Below are 18,927 nucleotides of genomic sequence, written 5' to 3' on the forward strand. Positions count from 1 at the left end.
TCTCGATGACATCTTCAACCGCGATCGGAAGCGGAGGGCACGATGCCCTCCGCTTCTACCTTACAAAGACCGTTCAGTTCATTGCCGTGCTGGCGACGACCCTCTTCGGGCTGGTTGCCGTCACCTTCTTCATCGGGCGCGTGGTCCCCATCGACCCCGTTATCGCCATCGTCGGCGACCGGGCCTCGCCGCAGGTTTATGAGCGCGTGCGCCAGGAACTCGGCCTCGACCTGCCGCTCCTGCAGCAATTCTGGATCTACCTGAAGAAGGCTGCGACAGGGGATTTTGGCAACTCGGTCCTCACCACCAATCCGGTGATGACGGACATTGCCAACGTCTTTCCCGCCACGCTGGAACTGGCGACGCTCGGCACCCTGATCGGTGTGGTGTTCGGCATTCCTCTTGGCATTCTCGCTGCGGTCAAGCGCGGCAGCCTGATCGACCAGTTCGTGCGCCTGCTCGGCCTCGTCGGCTATTCGGTGCCGATCTTCTGGCTTGGCCTCATGGGCCTGCTGCTTTTCTACGCCAAGCTCGACTGGGTGGCGGGACCGGGCCGCCTCGACGTGACCTATTCCTATCTCTACACGCCAGTCACGAACATCGTGCTCCTCGACACGGCCATGCAGGGCCAGTGGGACGCGTTCTGGGACGCGCTCTGGCACATCATCCTGCCCGCCTCCCTGCTGGGCTATTTCTCGCTGGCCTATATCAGCCGCATGACGCGCTCGTTCATGCTCAACGAGCTGGCGCAGGAATACGTGATCGCAGCCCGCGTGAAGGGCCTGTCCGAGATGCGCGTGATCTGGCGCCATGCCTTGCGCAATGCCGCCGTACCCCTCGTGACCGTGATCGCGCTCTCCTACGCGAATCTGCTCGAAGGCTCCGTGCTCACCGAGACGGTCTTCGCATGGCCGGGGCTCGGCCAGTACATCACCAATTCCCTTCAGAATGCGGACATGAACGCAGTGCTCGGCGGAACCCTCGTGATCGGCGCCACCTTCGTGGTGCTCAATCTCGTGTCCGACCTGCTCTACCGCCTGCTCGATCCGAGGACCCGCTGATGGCCGGAGCCCCTCCCTTCCCTCAACCGTCGGGCCTGCAGGCCTGGCTCCTTTCGGCTGAGCCGAATTCCCGCTGGCAGGCCCGCCTCGGCCGCGGCTATCTCGGCTGGCGTTCCTTCACGAAGAACCCGCTGGCGGTGCTGGGGCTTGCCATCGTCATCCTGCTGGTGCTCGTGGCCGCCTTCGCCGATTTCATCGCGCCCTACTCGCCCATCGTCGGCGGCGACCTGCGCACGGAACGCCTGCTGCCACCGAGCGAAACCTACTGGCTCGGCACGGATGACCAGGCGCGCGATATCTTCTCGCGCATCATCTACGGCTCGCGCATCACGCTCTTCGTGGTGATCCTGGTGTCGATCATCGCAACGCCCGTCGGGCTTCTGGTCGGCACCGTCTCTGGCTATCTCGGCGGCTGGGTCGACACGGTCCTGATGCGGATCACGGACATCTTCCTGGCATTCCCGCGCCTCGTTCTGGCGCTTGCCTTCGTGGCAGCCTTGGGACCGGGCATCGAGAACGCCGTCATCGCCATCGCCATCACCTCCTGGCCGCCTTATGCGCGCATCGCCCGGGCCGAGACCCTGATGATCCGCAACAGCGACTTCATCGCCGCCGTGAAGCTGCAGGGCGCATCGACACCCCGCATCATCATGGGTCATGTGGTGCCGCTCTGCGTCTCCTCGCTGATCGTGCGCGTGACCCTCGACATGGCGGGCATCATCCTGACCGCAGCGGGCCTCGGCTTCCTCGGCCTCGGCGCGCAGCCGCCGATGCCGGAATGGGGCGCCATGGTGGCCACGGGCCGCAACTACCTCATCGATCAATGGTGGGTCGCCGCCATGCCGGGCATCGCCATCTTCGTGGTGAGCCTCGGCTTCAACCTGCTCGGCGACGGCCTGCGCGACGTTCTCGATCCGAAGGCCGCCAAATGACGAAGCCGCTTCTCGACGTCGAAGACCTGCGCGTCCGCTTCCACCTGCGCACCGGGACGGTGGAAGCCGTGCGGGGCGTGTCGTTCCAGCTCGGCCGCGAGCGCCTCGGCATCGTGGGCGAGTCGGGCTCCGGCAAGTCGCAGACGGGCCGCGCCATCCTCGGCCTCACCCCGCCTCCCGGCGAGGTGACGGCGAAGCGCCTCGCCTTCGACGGCATCGACCTGCAGAAGGCCTCGAAGCGAACCCTGCGCGACCTTCGCGGCGGGCGGATCAGCATGGTGATGCAGGATCCGAAATACTCGCTGAACCCGGTCATGACCATCGGCGAGCAGATCATCGAGGCCTATCAGGCGCACAGGAAGGCCAGCAAGGCCGAGGCGCGCGACAGGGCCCTCGCCATGCTGGAAGCCGTGAAGATGCGCGATCCGACCCGCGTGTTCTCCCTCTATCCGCACGAGGTTTCCGGCGGCATGGGGCAGCGCGCCATGATCGCCATGATGCTGGTCACCGATCCGGACCTTCTGATTGCCGACGAGCCGACCTCGGCGCTCGACGTGACGGTTTCGATGGAGGTGCTGCGCATCCTCGACGAGCTCGTCACCGAGCGCGGCATGGGCCTCATCTTCATCTCGCACGATCTCAAGCTCGTGTCCTCCTTCTGCGACCGGGTGCTGGTGATGTATGCCGGCCGCGTGGTCGAGGAGCTGGAGGCGAAGAACCTTCGCGACGCGCAGCATCCCTACACGCAGGGCCTCATGCGCTGCCTGCCGACGCTGGCGGACGACGTTCGCCCGCTCCCCACCCTGAACCGCGATCCCGCATGGGCATTGTGACCTGGGCGATGTAACGATGCTCGATATTCAAAACCTCAAAGTCGTGTTCGGCACCGGCCGCCTTCGGGTCGAGGCCGTCAAGAACGTCAGCTTTCACGTTGAGCAGGGCGCGGCCTACGGCCTCGTGGGCGAATCCGGCTCCGGCAAGTCGACGGTGCTGCGCGCCATCTGCGGCCTTGCGCCGATCACCGGCGGGCGCGTCACTGTGAATGGAGAGGCCGTCACGTCGCCGCGCAGCAAGGCGTTCTATCGCACGGTGCAGATGGTGTTCCAGGACCCCTACGCCTCACTGCATCCGCGCCACACGGTGGACAGCACCCTCTCCGAGCCGCTCGCGATCCATGGCGAGAAGGATGCGGAATCGCGCATCCTGCAGGCCCTGCGCGAGGTGGGCCTCGGCCCGTCCTTCCGCTTCCGCTACCCGCACCAGCTCTCGGGCGGCCAGCGCCAGCGCATCGCCATTGCCCGCGCGCTGATCCTGCGCCCGAAGGTGCTGCTCCTCGACGAGCCGACCTCGGCGCTCGATGCCTCAGTGCAGGCCGAGATCCTGAACCTGCTCGACGACCTTCGCCGTCGCCTGGGGCTCACCTATATTCTGGTCAGCCACGATCTCGCGGTCGTGGCGCATCTGTGCGAGCGTTTGCTTGTGATGCAGCACGGCGAAGCCGTGGAGGAGACCACGGCCGCTGCCCTGCGCTCCGGTGCGGCCTCGAACGAGTACACGCAGTCCCTGATTCAGGCGAGCCAGGGCTTCACGCGCGCTGCGCCGCAACCGGCCCAGGCTCCCGCCGCTTAAGCACGTTTCTTCCACCAACCCTTTTTGATGTGAACCGATGTCCCGCTCTTCTCTGATGCCTGTCTTCGATGGTCACAACGACGTGCTGCTCCGCCTGATGCGCGGCAAGATCCAGCCCGAGCAGGCTTTTCTCGAGGGAGACAATATCGGCCACCTCGACTGGCCACGCATGAGGGAAGGCGGCTTCGTCGGCGGCTTCTTCGCCGTCTACGTGCCGTCCGAGAGCGTCGGCATTGATGTGGATGAGCTGATGACTCATGCGCAATACGACGTGCCCCTCCCCTCGCAGCTCGCGCTCCCGACAAGCCAGCAGGTAACGGTGCACATGGCCTCGCTGCTGATACGCATCGAGCGCGCCTCGAAAGGCGAGGTGAAGATCTGCCGCACGGCCGCCGACATCCGCCACTGCATCGATGCGGGCAAGCTCGCGGCAATCCTGCATATCGAGGGCGCGGAAGGGATCGACCCCGACCTGTACATGCTCGATGTGCTCTACGAGAGCGGCCTGCGCTCCATCGGACCGGTCTGGAGCCGCCCGAATATTTTCGGCCACGGCGTGCCGTTCCGCTATCCCTCGACGCCCGATACGGGCCCCGGCCTCACGGATCGCGGCATCGAGCTGGTGCGCGCCTGCAACCGCCTGAGGATCATGATCGATCTCTCCCACCTGAACGAGAAGGGCTTCTGGGACGTGGCGCGGCTATCCGACGCGCCGCTCGTGGCTACCCACTCCAATGCCTGGGAGATCTGCCGGCATTCGCGCAACCTCACGGACAAGCAGCTCGGCGCCATCCGCGAGAGCCGCGGCATGGTGGGTGTGAACTTCGCCACCTCGTTCATCCGCCCCGATGGCATGCGCAGCGAAGATACGCCCCTTGAGGAGATGATCCGCCACATGGATCACCTGATCGAGCATGTTGGCGTGGACGGCGTGGGCCTGGGCTCCGACTTCGACGGCGCGACGATTCCTGCCGAGATCGGCGACGTGCGCGGCCTGCCCCGCCTCGTCGACGCCATGCGCCGCCACGGCTACGACGAAGCGACCCTGCGCAAGCTCTGCTACGAGAACTGGATCAACGTCCTGGAGCGCACCTGGGGGCGGTGAGTCCGGCAGCTCAAATGGGAACAATCAGCTACCTTCTGAGCACCCATCCCCTGATCGGGCGCTGGCGGTCGGATGAGGATGACGCTCGTTCCGAATACGTGATCTCGGCAGTACCTGAAGGCCTCAAAGTCACCGGCCGCGACTTTATCGATGACGAGGAGTTTCACATTTCAAATGTGAAATGGACCGACGATAGTGTTGATTTTGATACTTATATGCCATCGACAGGCCGGCGAGGACATCTTGCTCTAAAGATCACTGGGTCTTCTCATGGAGCGACACTGACCTACACGTTCATAGATACGTGCCCTGCATACAGACTTAATGAAGGGTGATCCTTAGCGCCTCAACCCTTCATCAAGTGTGTCACCTTTCCTCTACCGCTCCGCCTTCGAGGTCAGCGCGAACACGCTCGCGATGCCGCCGACACCGAGCATGAGCAGCAGGCTCACCGCATTGATCGCCGGCGATGCGCCCTCGCGCATCTGGCCGTACATGGTGATCGGCAGCGGCGACTCGGAGCCCACGAGCATCAGGGTCGTGTTGAAGTTCTCGAAGGACATCAACAGCGCCACGAGGCCGGCGCCGATGAGCGCGGGGCTTAAGAAAGGCAGCGTGACGGTTCTCAAGACTCTTGCGCGGCTGGCACCGAGATCGAAGGCGGCTTCCTCCAGCGAACGATCGAACTTGCGCAGGCGCGCGGCGATGATGAGCGTCGCGATGGTGAGGATGAACGAGAGTTGGCCCAGCACCACCAGCGGCAGGCCGGGGCGCAGGAAATCGAGATCGGTCTGAAGCCAGTCCTCGAGCCCGTTCGCCATGCGTGAGAAGAAGGCTAGGATCGAGATGCCGAGCACCACGCCGGGAATGACCAGGGGCCAGAGCATCATCATGGCCACGAACGTCTTGCCGCGAAACTCGGCGCGCTCCAGCACCCAGGCGTTGACCGTGCCGAGCAGCACGGCCAGCAGCGCCACCGGAATGGCGACCCTGAAGCTGTTGCCGATGCTATCGAGCCAGATCGGGTCCACCAGCACGCCGGGTTTGCCGGTGACCGCGCCGGAGCCGGTGAACCATTCCAGCGTGAAGCCGCGCCAGGGCGGCGACGGGAACGGGCTCGCGTTGAAGGCGAAGATCGCCACGACGAGAAGCGGCGCGAACAGGAAGAGGTAGAACGCCGCGATATAGAGCTTCCAGGCAAGGGACAGACGGTTCATGGCGCCTAAGCCTGTTTCAGGGTGGTGCCGAGGCTCTGGCCGGTGAGGCGCAGGCCCAGCCACACGATGGCGGAGGACAAGAGCAGGAGCAGCATGCCGAAGGCCGCACCCTGGGGCCAGTTGAAGCGCGTGATGAACTGCGCGTAGATTTGCTCGGTGAACCACAGGCCGTTCTTTCCGCCAAGGAGCACCGGCGTCGCGAAGTTGCCGATGGTGAGCATGAACACGATGATCGAGCCTGCCACGATGCCGGGCATGGCGTGGGGAATGACGATGCGGCGCAGAACGGTCCAGCGGCTGCCGCCGAGATCGTAGCCGGCCTCGACGATGGCGGGCTCCAGGCTCTCCAGGGCATTGGCGAGCGGCACGATCATGAACAGCAATCCGCCATAGACGAGGCCGAGGATGACCGCGCCGTCGTTGTAGAGGAACTCGACCCGCTGCTCGGTGAGTCCTGTCGCCAGGAGCACGTAGGAGATCACGCCGGTCTCGCGCAGCAGGATCATCCAACCGAGCGTGCGCACCAGTTCCGACACCCAGAACGGCAGCAGGCAGAGCAGGAGCAGCATGGCCTTGAGGCGGCCCTGCGCCACGCGGGCGATGTAAAGCGCGATGGGAAAGGCGAGCACCAGGGTGAGCGCCGTCACCAGGATCGACATGAATGCCGTGCGCGCGAAGGTGCGCCAGTAGAGCGGCTCGGTGAAGAACTCGAGGTAGTTGCCGAGCCCGAAGGCATAGACCCGCGGCGCTACGCGCTCGCTGAAGGAGAGGACGAGGATCTCCACATGCGGCAGCACGATGAGCAGCCCGAGCCATAGAACGGCAGGGGCGAGCAACAGGAAGAGCGTGAGGCGCTGCGCCGGCTTTGCGGTCATGCGGCGAAGACCTTCATGGCATCCGCCGTCCAGCCCAGATGCACCGGCGCGCCGACATGGATGCCGGCGAGCGGGCCTGCCTGGGGCAGCACGGCCCGTACCGGCTGCTCGAAACCGGCGGTGTCGATCAGCAGGCTCGAAGCGGCCCCGTCGAAGAGCACGGCCGAGACCCGGCCCTCGAAGCGGTTGGGCAGGGTGCTCAAGGATGCGGGATCCTGCGCCAGCGCCACGGCCTCGGGACGCACGAAGGCGAGCGCCCCACTGGCGGCCCTGCCCTGCCCCTGCACCACCGCACCGGAAGGCAGCCGCACCGCGATGGCGCCACCGGAGGCGGGCGCCGCCTCGCCCTGCCAGCGGTTCGTCTCGCCGACGAAGCTCGCCACGAAGGGCGTTTCGGGATTGTGATAAAGCTCGCGCGGGCTTCCCACCTGCTCGAACCGGCCCTGGTTCATCACGGCGATGCGGTCGGACATGACGAGGGCCTCGGACTGGTCATGCGTGATGTAGGCGAAGGTAGTGTTGAACGTGCCCTGCAGCTGCTTCAACTCGATCTTCATGTGCTCGCGCAGCTTGAGATCGAGCGCGCCGAGGGGCTCGTCGAGCAGCACGAGGGTGGGCTCCAGCACGAGGCAGCGGGCAATCGCCACGCGCTGGCGCTGACCGCCGGAGAGCGCCGTCACACGGCGCTCTCCGAACCCTTTGAGACCCACGCGATCCAGCATGCGGCTCGCGCGCTCCTCGGCTTCCGCGCGGGAGACGCCGCGGCAGGTGAGCCCATAGGCCACGTTCTCGCCGACGCTCATCATGGGGAAGAGCGCGAGGCTCTGGAACACCATGTTGACCGGGCGCTTGTTGGCCGGAACGCCGAGCATCGACTGACCGCGGATGCGGATGTCTCCGCTCGTCGGATGCTCGAAGCCCGCGATCATGCGCATCAGGGTGGTCTTGCCGCAGCCGGAGGGGCCGAGGATCGAGAAGAACTCGCCGGGAGCCACGCTGAAGCTCACGTCATCGACGGCGGCGTGAGCACCGAAGCGCTTGGTGACGTTGACGATGTCGAGATCGGTCGAAGAGGCCATGACGCTGCCGATACAAAAGTGTCGTCCCCCGGCGTGAGCCGGGGGACGGTGAGACATGACGATGGGTTCTTACGAACCGGCCTTCAGGCGGTCGAGAACCTTGCCCTCGATCTCCTCGAGGCCGGCCGGCACGGCCGGGTACCAGCGGATGTTGTCGATGGCGGCCTTCGGGAAGCTCTCGGCGAACTGATCCTTCAGCTTGCCCTGCATGAGCTTGTCGGCGCCGTTCGAGGCCGTGAAGTTGCCGGCAGCGGCGGCGACCTTTGCGGCGATCTCAGGACGCATGTTGAAGTTGATCCACTTGTAGGCGGCATCGTCGTTGCGGCCCTTGGAGGGGATCGCGAAGGTGTCGACCCAGCCCAGCGCGCCGGACTTCGGAGCGATGAACTTCATGTCCGGGTTCTCGGCGTTGAGCTTCCAGCCGCCCGTATCCCAGGCCATGGCGGCGACGATCTCGCCGGACCGCACGGCGTTGAGGAGTTGATCGGAGCCCTCCCAGAAGAACTTCACGTTCTTCTTGCACTCGGCGAGCTTGGCGCCGACCTTGTCCATCATGGCCGCATAGGCCTTCGGGTCGCTGTAGGCCGCGAAGGGATCCATGCCGTTGGCGAACGCGAAGGCGATCAGCGCCGGGCGCTTGGCGCGGAAGCTGGTCTTGCCGGCGAGAGCGGGATCGCAGAGATCGTTGTAGTCAGCGACCTTGGGAGCAGCCTTGGTGTTCACCACGAGGCCGTCCGTGCCCCAGATATGGGGAACGCCGTAGACCTTGCCGTCCACGGTGGTGTTCTTCTTGGTCGCTTCCAGCATCGAGCCGATGAACTGGTCCGACTTGAGCTTCGACATGTCGAGCGGCTTGTAGATGCCGAACTCCGCCTGCGGACCGGCGATGCGGTCCTGGCTCGGCTGGGCGAGATCGAAGCCAGCTCCCTGCGTGGCGCGCAGCTTGGAGATCATCTCCTCGTTGTTCGAGGTCGTCACCTCGACCTCGATGCCGGTTTCCTTCGTGAACTGGTCGATGACCTCCTGCGGCGCATAGCCCGACCAAGTCAGGAGCCGCAGCTTCTCGGCGGCGTGAGCCGATCCGGCGACCATGAGAGCGGCAAGAGCCGTAGCCAGCTTCAGGCTGGCGCGTTTCGTCAACATTCTCGTCCTCCAATGTGGTTGGGCTTTGCCCTTGTTCCCCAGTTGCAAAACTATATGACAGTTGCACGACGCGCTAGGGGTCTGAAGCCGGCTCATGAATGAACGGCCAGGCTGACAGGGGCCGCTCCCCCGGCTATGGATGGTCTCCCTCCGCAGGAATGCTCGGCCATGCGCACCTTCTACCCCGAAATAGAACCCTACGATCACGGCATGCTCGACGTGGGCGACGGGCACCACGTCTATTGGGAATTGTGCGGCAATCCGAACGGCAAGCCGGTGGTCTTCCTCCATGGCGGGCCCGGCGGCGGCTGCACACCGACCCAGCGCCGGCTGTTCGATCCGGAAAAATACCGCATCCTGCTGTTCGATCAGCGCGGCTGCGGCCGCTCCACGCCCTATGCGAGCCTGGAGGCCAACACCACCTGGCATCTCGTGGCCGATATCGAGCGCCTGCGCGAGATGATCGGTGTGGACAAGTGGATGGTGTTCGGCGGCTCATGGGGCTCGACCTTGGCGCTCGCCTATGCCGAGACCCATCCCGAGCGCGTTACGGAGCTCGTGCTGCGCGGGATCTTCACCTTACGTCGCTCGGAGCTGCTCTGGTACTACCAGGAGGGCGCCTCGTGGATCTTCCCCGACAAGTGGGAGGATTTCCTCGCGCCGATCCCTGAGGCCGAGCGCGGCGACCTGATGGCGGCCTACCGCAAGCGCCTGACCGATCCGGATCCGGCCGTCCAGGCGAAAGCCGCCCGTGCCTGGAGCCTGTGGGAGGGCGAGACGATCACGCTGCTGCACAACCAGGGCTACAGCGACATCTTCGGCGACGAGCATTACGCCATCGCCTTCGCCCGGATCGAGAACCACTACTTCGTCCACGAGGGCTGGTTCGAGGACGGACAGCTCATCCGCAACGCCGATCGCCTCAAAGGCATTCCGGGCGTGATCATCCAGGGCCGCTACGACATGGCCACGCCGCCCAAGACCGCATGGGACCTGCACAAGGCCTGGCCCGAGGCGCAGTTCATCATGGTGCCGGATGCCGGCCACGCGGTGAGCGAGCCGGGCATCACGCATCATCTCATTGAGGCGACGGATGCGTTTGCGAGATAGCAGCGCCTGACCAAATCGTCATCCCGGACGGCGCAGCCGATCCGGGATGACGGGAGAGCAGGTTACTTCGCGGTCCAGCCGCCATCCATCGACAGGTTGGCGCCCGACATCTGGCTTGCTGCATCGGAACACAGGAATACGGCGAGCGCCGCCACCTGGTCGACGGTGACGAACTGCTTGGTGGGCTGGGCTTCGAGAAGCACGTCGTTGATCACCTGCTCCTTTGTGAGCCCGCGCGCCTTCATGGTGTCGGGAATCTGCCTTTCCACGAGGGGCGTCCATACATAGCCGGGGCTGATGCAGTTCACGGTGATGCCGTGCGTGGCGACTTCCAGCGCCACCGTCTTGGTGAGGCCTGCGATGCCGTGCTTGGCCGCCACATAGGCCGACTTGAACGGGGATGCCACAAGGGAGTGAGCCGAGGCCGTGTTGATGATGCGGCCCCACTTGCGCGCCTTCATGCCGGGAACGGCGGCCCGGATGGCATGGAACGCGGAAGTCAGGTTGATGGCGATGATCTGATCCCATTTCTCGACCGGGAACTCCTCCACCGGCGAGACGAACTGGATGCCTGCGTTGTTGACCAGGATATCCACGCTGCCGAAGGTGCGCTCGCCGAGACGCACCATCTCCTCGATCTCGTCGCTTTTCAGCATGTTGGCCGGCGAATAGACCGCCTTCACGCCGAACTCGCTCTCGATGCCCGCGCGGGTCTTTTCGATCTCGGCCTCGTCGCCCAGCCCGTTGAGGACGATGTTGGCGCCTTCCTTGGCAAGTGCCCGGGCAATGGCCAGGCCGATGCCGCTGGTCGAGCCGGTGACGACGGCAGTCTTCGATGTCAAGGTCATGGTCTTCTCCGCATGGGCCTGGGCTCAGGCATCAGATGAGGCGTGGAATAGCACGAAGGACAAGGCTAAGGTGAGCCTAGCAAAAAGGAGCATGGAAGACCGACCTCCTGCGCCGCTTTGCCCATGTGCCGGGCGCATGTCCACCGCCCCTCACCGGCCGTTGTCTGTCTCGCCTCGATATGAGATGGATCGAATGCCGTTTCGACAACGCAATGGGGGCGTGGTGCCAACACCCAAGATTCTTCCCTGTGGCGACAGCGCCCTGACCGTCGAGTTCGGGAGCACGATCGATCCGGACATCAACGGCATGGTCCTGGCCCTCGACGAGATCGTCCGCGCCCGGGCGCCGGCCGGCCTGATCGAGACCGTCCCGACCTATCGTTCGCTGACGATCCAGTTCGACCCGGTGGCGACCGACTACGACGCCCTGATTCGGCTCCTGAACGATGAAACGAAGGGTATCGCCCCTCGCAACGCGGTTGGCCGCCGCTGGCGCGTGCCGGTGGTGTATGGCGGCGAGTACGGGAGCGACCTGGAGGAGGTGGCGGAGATCCACGGACTGACACCCGCCCGGGTGATCGACATCCATTCCTCGGCCGTCTACCGCATCTACATGATCGGCTTCCTGCCGGGCTTCACCTATCTCGGCGGCCTCGACAAGCGGATCGCCACGTCCCGCAGGCTTCATCCCCGGGCCAAGATCCCTGCCGGCACGATCATGATCGGCGGCGAGCAGGCCGGCATCGCCCCTATGGACATGCCGAGCGGCTGGCACAATCTCGGCCTCACCCCCGTGCGGCCCTACGCACCGGAGCGGGATCCGGTGTTCCTGTTCGCGGCCGGCGACGAGATCGTCTTCGAGCCCGTCGATGCCTCGCGCTGGGAGGCGATGGAGAAAGCCGTTAAGGCCGGCGAGCCGGTGGCCGAGGAGGTGCGCGCATGACCGACCTCGTGGTGAAATCCTGCGGGCCCATGACCGCCCTGCAGGATCGCGGCCGCATCGGCTATCAGGGCTTCGGCGTCTCCCCCTCCGGCGCCATGGACCGCCGCGCCCTGGCGATGGCGAATGCGCTCGTCGGCAATCCTGCCGACACAGCGGCCATCGAGTTCGTCAATCTCGGCGGTGCTTTCATGGCCGCGGGCGGCGACCTGCACCTTGCAGTCGCGGGTGCGGGCGCGTCCGCCAGCGTCGACGGCACGCCCGTCCCACCCCTGACATCGTTCGTGCTGAAGGAGGGCCAGACTCTGGAAGTGGGGCATCCGCGCACCGGCACCTTTGCGTATCTGGCGGTGGCCGGCGGCCTCGCGGTCGAGCCGCAGCTGGGAAGCCTCTCGTTCCATCTGCGCTCCCGTCTCGGCGGCCTCAAAGGATCGCCGCTCCAGGCGGGAAACCACCTGCCCTGCCGGCCGGAGCATCAGGCGGGCGAGCCGATGCAGCTCACAATCGACATCGTCGAGGAGACCGGCCCGCTGCGCGTCATGCTGGGGCCGCAGGACGATTACTTCACGCCGGAAAGCATTTCCTTGCTTCTGGAAAGCGAATTCACCATCAGCCCCCAGGCTGACCGGATGGGCTTTCAGCTCACCGGCCCCAAGCTCGAGCATGCCAAGGGCTTCAACATCGTGTCCGACGGGATCGTCGACGGCCATATCCAGGTGCCGGGCAGCGGCCAGCCCATCGTGCTGATGCGCGACCGGCAGACGGCGGGCGGCTATCCGAAGATCGCCACGGTGATCAGCGCCGATCTCGGCCGCTTCGCGCAGATGCGCCCGGGCGCAAAGGTGCGCTTCAGGGCCGTGGAGCGGGACGAGGCCGTGGCGGCGGCGCGGCAGCTCAAGGACTGGATCGCCTCATTGCCGGCACACCTCATCCCCGTGCGCTACGCCCTGACCACGGAGCATCTTCTCAGCCGCAACCTGATCGGCGGCACGGTCGACGCGCTCTCCACGGCATCGCACGATTGAAAAGGGCGCCTCAGGGCGCCCTTCTCGTTTCACACCGTCCTGACGCCGCTCTCACCCTGGCTGTCCGGCGCACCGGACGCCTTCGCCTCGCGGCGCCGCTCGTGCAGCACGTATTCCGTATAGCCGTTGGGCTGCTCGGCGCCCTTGAAGACCAGATCGCAGGCGGCGCGGAAGGCGGGACCGTCGAAGTCCGGCGCCATCGGCTGGTAGAGCGGATCGCCGGCATTCTGCCGGTCCACCACATCGGCCATGCGGCGCAGGGTCTGCATCACCTGATCCTCGCTGACGATGCCGTGACGCAGCCAGTTGGCGAGGTGCTGGCTCGAGATGCGTAAGGTGGCGCGGTCTTCCATGAGGCCGACATCGTGAATGTCCGGCACCTTCGAGCAGCCGACGCCCTGGTCGACCCAGCGCACCACGTAGCCCAGGATGCCCTGGCAGTTGTTGTCGAGTTCCTGCTGCACGGCGTCGGGCGCCCAGTTGGACTGCGACACCGGAATGGTCAAGATGTCGGAGAGGTTCGCGCGCGGACGCGTCTTGAGCTCTTCCTGGCGGGCCGGCACGCTCACCTGATGGTAGTGCAGCGCGTGCAGCGTGGCGGCCGTCGGCGACGGCACCCAGGCGGTGGTGGCACCCGACTGCGGGTGGCCGATCTTTTGGGCCAGCATGTCGGCCATCTTGTCCGGCGCGGCCCACATGCCCTTGCCGATCTGCGCCTTGCCGGGCAGGCCGCAGGCGAGGCCCACATCCACGTTGTTGTCCTCGTAGGCCTTGATCCACGCGGTCGACTTCATGTCGTTCTTGCGGATCATGGGGCCTGCTTCCATCGAGGTGTGGATCTCGTCGCCCGTGCGGTCGAGGAAGCCCGTGTTGATGAACACGATGCGCTCGGAAGCCGCCCTGATGCAGGCCTTGAGGTTGACGGTGGTGCGCCGTTCCTCGTCCATGATGCCCATCTTCAGGGTGTTGCGGGAGAGACCCAGCATGCTCTCCACGGCGGCGAAGAGGTCGTTGGCGAATGCCACCTCGTCCGGCCCGTGCATCTTGGGCTTCACGATGTAGACCGAGCCCGCGCGGCTGTTGCGCAGGGAGCCCGCGCCCTTGAGATCGTGAATCGCGATGAGCGACGTGATGGCGGCGTCGAGGATGGTCTCGGGGATCTCCTCGCCGGCCTCGTCGAGCACCGCATCGGTGAACATGTGGTGGCCCACATTGCGCACCAGCATGAGGCTGCGCCCGTGCAGGCGAAGCTCGCCGCCGTTCACGGCCGTATAGACCCGGTCCGGATTGAGGCGGCGCTCGACGGTGCGTCCGCTCTTCTCGAAGCTCTCGACAAGGTCGCCTTTCATCAGCCCGAGCCAGGTGCGGTAGACCTGCACCTTGTCCTCGGCATCCACCGCCGCGACCGAGTCTTCCAGGTCCATGATGGTCGAGACGGCCGATTCCATCACCACATCGGCGATGCCCGCCGGGTCCTCGGACCCGATGGGGTGCGAGCGGTCGATGCGGATGTCGAGATGCAGGTTGTTGTGGCGCAGCAGCACCGACGAGGGGCTTCCCGCCTCGCCCTGGTAGCCGACGAACTGGGCCGGATCGGCGAGCCCGGTCTCGGTGCCGTCCTTAAGCGTTACGATGAGGGCGCTGCCCTGGATGGTGTACGAGACCGCATCCCCGTGGCTGCCGCCGGCGAGCGGCGCCGCCTTGTCGAGCACCTCGCGGGCGCGGGCCACGACCTTGGCGCCGCGGGCCTTGTTGTAGCCCCCGGAGCGGGTCGCGCCGTCCTCCTCCGGGATCGCATCGGTGCCGTAGAGGGCATCGTAGAGGCTGCCCCAGCGGGCGTTGGCGGCGTTCAGCGCATAGCGGGCATTCGACACCGGCACCACGAGCTGCGGCCCGGCGATGCGGGCGATCTCGTCGTCCACGTTCTGCGTGCCGACCGCAAAATCCTCGGGCTCCGGCAGCACGTAGCCGATCTCGCGCAGGAACCGCTCGTACGCGGCCTGGTCGAAGGCTTGGCCTTTCCGGGTGCGGTGGTACTCGTCGATCCGCGCCTGGAGCCTGTCGCGGACGGCGAGCAGCTCGCGGTCGCGCGGGGCGAATTCCTTCACGAGGCCCGCCAGCCCCTTCCAGAAGGCCTCGGCCGATACGCCGGTATAGGGCAGCGCCTCCCGTTCGATGAAATCGTGAAGAACCGGGGCGACCTGGAGGCCGTTCGTCTGGATGCGCGTCATCGTTCCCGCTTTCGGTGGATGTGGAGATCCTGCCCTTAGCTTAAGGCGGGGAGACTAAAAATGAAGATGAGCGCCCTTTCCATGAGACAAAGGGCTGATAACGGACTTGCCCAACAAAAAAGCCGCCCGAGGCGGCTTTTTGGAAGGATTTGGTGGAGCCAGGCGGGATCGAACCGCCGACCTCTTGCATGCCATGCAAGCGCTCTCCCAGCTGAGCTATGGCCCCTTTGAAATCCGCGGCGTTGGGGCGCCGCGGCGTCTCTATAGTCGTGTCTCTTGCGAGGTTCAAGCCTCTTCGTCGTCTTCCAGATCGCTGTCGATCAGGTCGGACACGTCGTCGTCGCCTTCTTCCTCGTCCTCGAGGAAGGTGTCGTCATCGGCAACGTCGTCGGCCACGTCGATGTCGTCATCGACCGGGATGTCCTTCTCGTTCTCGTCGGCTTCGACCTCGTCGAGGGACACCATCTCCGGACCGGCGGCCTCGAGCTCGGTCTCATCGTCGTCGGCCACGGCGGCGGCACGGGCGGCCACGGGAGCGGCCACGCGGGTCAGGGCGGTTGCCTGGAACACGGTGCCGCATTTCGGGCAGACGGCCGGGTCCTTGTTGAGATCGTAGAATTTCGCGCCGCAGCTCATGCACTGGCGCTTCAAGCCGAGTTCCGGTTTGGCCACGGGTGATTGCCTTGGATAAGTGTGAATGGTTGGGAAGGCTCCGTTAGTCGGCAGGGCATGGCTTGTCAAATAGGAAATTGCAGCAACCGGAGCCGAGCCCGACCCAGCTTGCGCGTGACGGCGGGAAAACCCCGTGTTAGGAGCCCGCCCTGACGAGAAGGCTCTGAGGAACTCACCACAATGTCGCACGCGCACGGAACGCCGTCCCCGGTCGCCAGCAGGTCCGGAACGCCCCTGAAAGGGCGCATCCGTGTGCCCGGCGACAAGTCGATCTCCCACCGCTCCATGATCTTCGGGCTCCTGTCCATCGGCGAGACCCGGGTCGAGGGCCTCCTAGAGGGCGACGACGTGCTGCGCACGGCCGAGGCCTGCCGGGCGCTCGGCGCCACCATCACCCGCGAGGGCCCGGGCCGCTGGCACATCGTCGGCGTCGGCATCGGAGGCCTGACGGAGCCCAAGGACGTTCTCGATTTCGGCAATGCGGGCACCGGCTCGCGCCTGATGATGGGCGTGGCCGGCAGCCACCCGATCACCTCCACTTTCGACGGCGACGCTTCGCTGAGGAAGCGCCCCATGCGCCGCATCCTCGATCCGCTCGCCCGGATGGGCATCACCGTGGTGAGCGAGGCCGAGGGCGGCCGGGTGCCCCTGACCCTGCGCGGCCCGCGAGAAACCATTCCGATCACCTACGAGACCCCGGCCGCCTCGGCCCAGATCAAGTCGGCGATCCTGCTCGCCGGCCTCAACTCGCCGGGCAGGACCACCGTGATCGAGCGCGAGGCGACCCGCGACCACACGGAGCGGATGCTGCGCCATTTCGGAGCGAGCGTGGAGGTCGCCCCTCACGGCACCGATGGCCGCGCCATCACCCTGCAGGGCCAGCCGGAGCTGCGCGGCACCGACATCGTCGTGCCGACCGACCCCTCCTCAGCGGCCTTCCCCCTGGTGGCGGCCCTGATCACCCCCGGGTCGGACGTGGTGCTTGAGGGCGTGATGATGAACCCGCTCCGCACCGGCCTCATCACCACGCTGATGGAGATGGGGGCTGCCATCGAGCGCCTGAACGAGCGCAACGAGGGCGGCGAGACCGTGGCGGACCTGCGCGTCCGGCACAGCCGCCTCACCGGCGTCACGGTTCCCCATGCCCGGGCGCCGGCCATGATCGACGAGTACCCGATCCTGGCGGTCGCGGCCTCCTTCGCCGAAGGCACGACCCGCATGCAGGGGCTTCATGAGTTGCGCGTGAAGGAATCCGACCGGCTTGCGGCCGTGGCGGCAGGCCTCGAGGAGGCCGGCGTCGCGCATGAGATCGAGGGCGACGACCTGATCGTCCATGGCTCCGGCGGCAAGGTCCGGGGCGGCGGCAATCCGGTGGCCACCCATCTCGATCACCGCATCGCCATGTCGTTCCTGGTCATGGGCTTGGCGACGAGCGAACCGATGACGGTCGACGACGGCGCCATGATCGTGACCAGCTTCCCCACCTTCATCCCGCTCATGCGGGAGCTCGGCGCCACGATCCAGGATTGAGCCCGCCCATGATCATCGCCATCGACGGCCCCGCCGCTTCCGGCAAGGGCACCCTGGGCAAGCGCCTCGCCGAGCATTACGGCTTCGCCCATCTCGATACCGGCCTGCTCTACCGGGCGGTCGCCCGCGTCCTCATGGACCGGAACGTCCCCCTGGCGGACCGGGATGCGGCTGCGGAAGTGGCGCAGAACCTGGATGTCTCGCACCTGGAGGACGATTCCCGTCTTCGGGGCGCCGCCATGGGCGAGGCCGCCTCCGTGGTCTCCGCCTATCAGCCGGTGCGCGACGCGCTGTTGGCCTTCCAGCGCGGGTTCGGGGCCGGGCAACCTGGGGCCGTGCTCGACGGACGGGATATCGGGACGGTGGTCTGCCCGGATGCGGACGTGAAGCTCTTCATCACCGCCGCCCCCGAGGAGCGGGCGCGCCGGCGCCACCTCGAACTCCTGCGGCGCGGCGAGCAGGCGGAATACGAGACCATTCTCGACGACATCCGCCGCCGGGACGAGCGCGACATGAACCGCAGCACGGCCCCGCTCAAAGCCGCCACTGACGCGGTGACTCTCGACACAACGCATCTCGATGCCGACGCGGCCTTCCAGGCCGCCCTCAAGATTGTGGAAGGCAAGCATTCTTAAGCTCCCCTCTGGACCAGGAGCAGCCTTGCCTTACTTCCAGAAGCTGGCACCCCTTTCCGACCAATCCGGCTCCCGCACAGGAGATTCCGATGGTTCGCTCCAGCTTCATCCGCTTTGCCGCAGCATTTGCCTGCCTGTGGGGACTTCTCGCCCTCCCGGCTCAGGCCCAGACCGAGACCGAAGTCGATCTCGCTCTCGTGGTCGCGGTCGACATCTCCTTTTCCATGGACACGGACGAGCAGGCCCTGCAGCGGGAAGGCTTCGCCCAGGCCTTTCGCTCCAAGCTGGTTCATGACGCGATCCGCGGCGGAATGCTGGGGCGCATCGCCGTGACCTATATGGAATGGGCGGGCTCGCCGGATCAGAAGGTGATCATTCCCTGGACGGTGCTCGACAATTCCGAGAGCCTGATGGCCTTTGCCGACAGGATCGCCTCCACGCCCCTGCGGCGGGCGCAGCGGACCTCGATTTCCGGCGCCATCGACTTCAGCGTGAAGCTCCTGGACGAAAGCGGCCTCAACGCCACCCGGCGCGTGATCGACGTATCGGGCGACGGCCCGAACAACCAGGGCCGGCTCGTGCTGGAGGCCCGGGAAGCGGCGCTCGCCAAGGGCATCACCATCAACGGTCTGCCGATCATGCTGCGCCAGGCCGGCTACCTCGACATCCCGGATCTCGACGTCTATTACAAGGATTGCGTGATCGGCGGCCAGGGTTCGTTCACCGTTCCGGTGCGGGAGCGCGACCAGTTCATCGAGGCGATCAAAACGAAGATCCTGCTTGAGATTGCCAATCTGATGCCCGACCAGCCCCTGATCAGCCGCATCCAGTCCCCTCCGCGCACCAACTGCATGGCCGGCGAGATGCAGTGGCGTGACCGCTGGAGCAATTGAGC

The 18,927-nt window shown here is 65.8% G+C and carries 18 protein-coding genes and 1 tRNA gene; 11 read left to right on the forward strand and 8 right to left on the reverse strand.

Annotated elements, in window-relative coordinates; all coding sequences use genetic code 11:
• Positions 1 to 5 precede the first annotated feature (5 nt).
• From JAO75_RS13095 to JAO75_RS13115, 5 genes are read left to right on the forward strand one after another with little or no spacing between them, the layout of a single operon-like run.
• On the forward strand, positions 6 to 1,061 hold the full coding sequence (locus tag JAO75_RS13095) for an ABC transporter permease (protein WP_199049587.1): 1,056 nt from the start codon (positions 6 to 8) through the stop codon (positions 1,059 to 1,061).
• A complete protein-coding gene (locus tag JAO75_RS13100) occupies positions 1,061 to 1,993 on the forward strand; it encodes an ABC transporter permease (RefSeq protein ID WP_199049588.1) in 933 nt (310 codons plus the stop codon). Before JAO75_RS13095 ends, JAO75_RS13100 begins: the two co-directional genes overlap by 1 nt.
• Complete coding sequence (locus JAO75_RS13105; protein ID WP_199049589.1) at positions 1,990 to 2,826, forward strand: ABC transporter ATP-binding protein; 837 nt, start codon at positions 1,990 to 1,992, stop codon at positions 2,824 to 2,826. Before JAO75_RS13100 ends, JAO75_RS13105 begins: the two co-directional genes overlap by 4 nt.
• Positions 2,827 to 2,842: 16 nt before the next feature.
• Positions 2,843 to 3,622, forward strand: a complete 780-nt coding sequence (locus JAO75_RS13110) for an ABC transporter ATP-binding protein (protein WP_199049590.1) — start codon at positions 2,843 to 2,845, stop codon at positions 3,620 to 3,622.
• Positions 3,623 to 3,659: 37 nt separating this feature from the next.
• Positions 3,660 to 4,727: a dipeptidase gene (locus JAO75_RS13115; protein WP_199049591.1), complete on the forward strand. Its 1,068-nt coding sequence runs from the start codon at positions 3,660 to 3,662 to the stop codon at positions 4,725 to 4,727.
• A gap of 377 nt (positions 4,728 to 5,104) precedes the next feature.
• Here JAO75_RS13115 and JAO75_RS13120 read toward each other — a convergent pair whose 3' ends face one another.
• From JAO75_RS13120 to JAO75_RS13135, 4 genes are all read right to left on the reverse strand, one after another.
• Positions 5,105 to 5,944 carry an ABC transporter permease gene (locus JAO75_RS13120; protein ID WP_199049592.1) on the reverse strand — a complete coding sequence of 280 codons (840 nt, stop codon included), beginning with the start codon at positions 5,942 to 5,944 and terminating at the stop codon, positions 5,105 to 5,107.
• 5 nt (positions 5,945 to 5,949) lie between these two features.
• A complete protein-coding gene (locus JAO75_RS13125; RefSeq protein ID WP_199049593.1) occupies positions 5,950 to 6,819 on the reverse strand; it encodes an ABC transporter permease in 870 nt (289 codons plus the stop codon).
• Positions 6,816 to 7,898, reverse strand: coding sequence for an ABC transporter ATP-binding protein (locus tag JAO75_RS13130; RefSeq protein ID WP_199049594.1), 1,083 nt, complete (start codon positions 7,896 to 7,898; stop codon positions 6,816 to 6,818). The genes JAO75_RS13125 and JAO75_RS13130 overlap by 4 nt, the downstream gene beginning before the upstream one ends.
• Positions 7,899 to 7,967: 69 nt before the next feature.
• Complete coding sequence (locus tag JAO75_RS13135) at positions 7,968 to 9,041, reverse strand: extracellular solute-binding protein (RefSeq protein ID WP_199049595.1); 1,074 nt, start codon at positions 9,039 to 9,041, stop codon at positions 7,968 to 7,970.
• Between the two features lie 168 nt (positions 9,042 to 9,209).
• On the opposite strand from JAO75_RS13135, the gene pip reads away from it, so the two are divergent.
• Complete coding sequence (gene pip / locus JAO75_RS13140) at positions 9,210 to 10,151, forward strand: prolyl aminopeptidase (RefSeq protein WP_199049596.1); 942 nt, start codon at positions 9,210 to 9,212, stop codon at positions 10,149 to 10,151.
• Between the two features lie 62 nt (positions 10,152 to 10,213).
• On the opposite strand, the gene JAO75_RS13145 is transcribed toward pip, so the two are convergent.
• On the reverse strand, positions 10,214 to 10,999 hold the full coding sequence (locus JAO75_RS13145; protein ID WP_199049597.1) for a 3-hydroxybutyrate dehydrogenase: 786 nt from the start codon (positions 10,997 to 10,999) through the stop codon (positions 10,214 to 10,216).
• 193 nt (positions 11,000 to 11,192) lie between these two features.
• On the opposite strand from JAO75_RS13145, the gene pxpB reads away from it, so the two are divergent.
• Both pxpB and JAO75_RS13155 read left to right on the forward strand, forming a co-directional pair.
• The gene (pxpB, locus tag JAO75_RS13150; protein WP_199049598.1) at positions 11,193 to 11,942 is read left to right on the forward strand and encodes a 5-oxoprolinase subunit PxpB; all 750 of its coding nucleotides are present in this window, start codon (positions 11,193 to 11,195) and stop codon (positions 11,940 to 11,942) included.
• Positions 11,939 to 12,964 (forward strand): 5-oxoprolinase subunit C family protein, encoded by a 1,026-nt coding sequence (locus JAO75_RS13155; protein ID WP_199049599.1) that lies wholly within the window; start codon positions 11,939 to 11,941, stop codon positions 12,962 to 12,964. Before pxpB ends, JAO75_RS13155 begins: the two co-directional genes overlap by 4 nt.
• Positions 12,965 to 12,993: 29 nt before the next feature.
• Here JAO75_RS13155 and JAO75_RS13160 read toward each other — a convergent pair whose 3' ends face one another.
• The 3 genes from JAO75_RS13160 to JAO75_RS13170 form a co-directional block, all read right to left on the reverse strand.
• Positions 12,994 to 15,195, reverse strand: coding sequence for a malate synthase G (locus JAO75_RS13160; protein WP_199049600.1), 2,202 nt, complete (start codon positions 15,193 to 15,195; stop codon positions 12,994 to 12,996).
• A gap of 150 nt (positions 15,196 to 15,345) precedes the next feature.
• Positions 15,346 to 15,421, reverse strand: a tRNA-Ala gene (locus tag JAO75_RS13165).
• Between the two features lie 59 nt (positions 15,422 to 15,480).
• Positions 15,481 to 15,867 carry a TIGR02300 family protein gene (locus JAO75_RS13170; protein ID WP_199049601.1) on the reverse strand — a complete coding sequence of 129 codons (387 nt, stop codon included), beginning with the start codon at positions 15,865 to 15,867 and terminating at the stop codon, positions 15,481 to 15,483.
• A 180-nt stretch (positions 15,868 to 16,047) separates the two neighbouring features.
• Between JAO75_RS13170 and aroA the strand changes: the two genes are divergently transcribed.
• The 3 genes from aroA (at position 16,048) to JAO75_RS13185 (ending at position 18,925) form a co-directional block, all read left to right on the forward strand.
• Positions 16,048 to 17,397: a 3-phosphoshikimate 1-carboxyvinyltransferase gene (aroA, locus tag JAO75_RS13175; protein ID WP_199049602.1), complete on the forward strand. Its 1,350-nt coding sequence runs from the start codon at positions 16,048 to 16,050 to the stop codon at positions 17,395 to 17,397.
• Positions 17,398 to 17,405: 8 nt separating this feature from the next.
• On the forward strand, positions 17,406 to 18,032 hold the full coding sequence (gene cmk, locus JAO75_RS13180; RefSeq protein ID WP_199049603.1) for a (d)CMP kinase: 627 nt from the start codon (positions 17,406 to 17,408) through the stop codon (positions 18,030 to 18,032).
• A gap of 89 nt (positions 18,033 to 18,121) precedes the next feature.
• Positions 18,122 to 18,925, forward strand: coding sequence for a DUF1194 domain-containing protein (locus JAO75_RS13185; RefSeq protein ID WP_199049604.1), 804 nt, complete (start codon positions 18,122 to 18,124; stop codon positions 18,923 to 18,925).
• Positions 18,926 to 18,927: the final 2 nt, after the last annotated feature.

The sequence above is a fragment of the Microvirga splendida genome (assembly GCF_016427565.1).
GTDB lineage: Bacteria > Pseudomonadota > Alphaproteobacteria > Rhizobiales > Beijerinckiaceae > Microvirga > Microvirga splendida.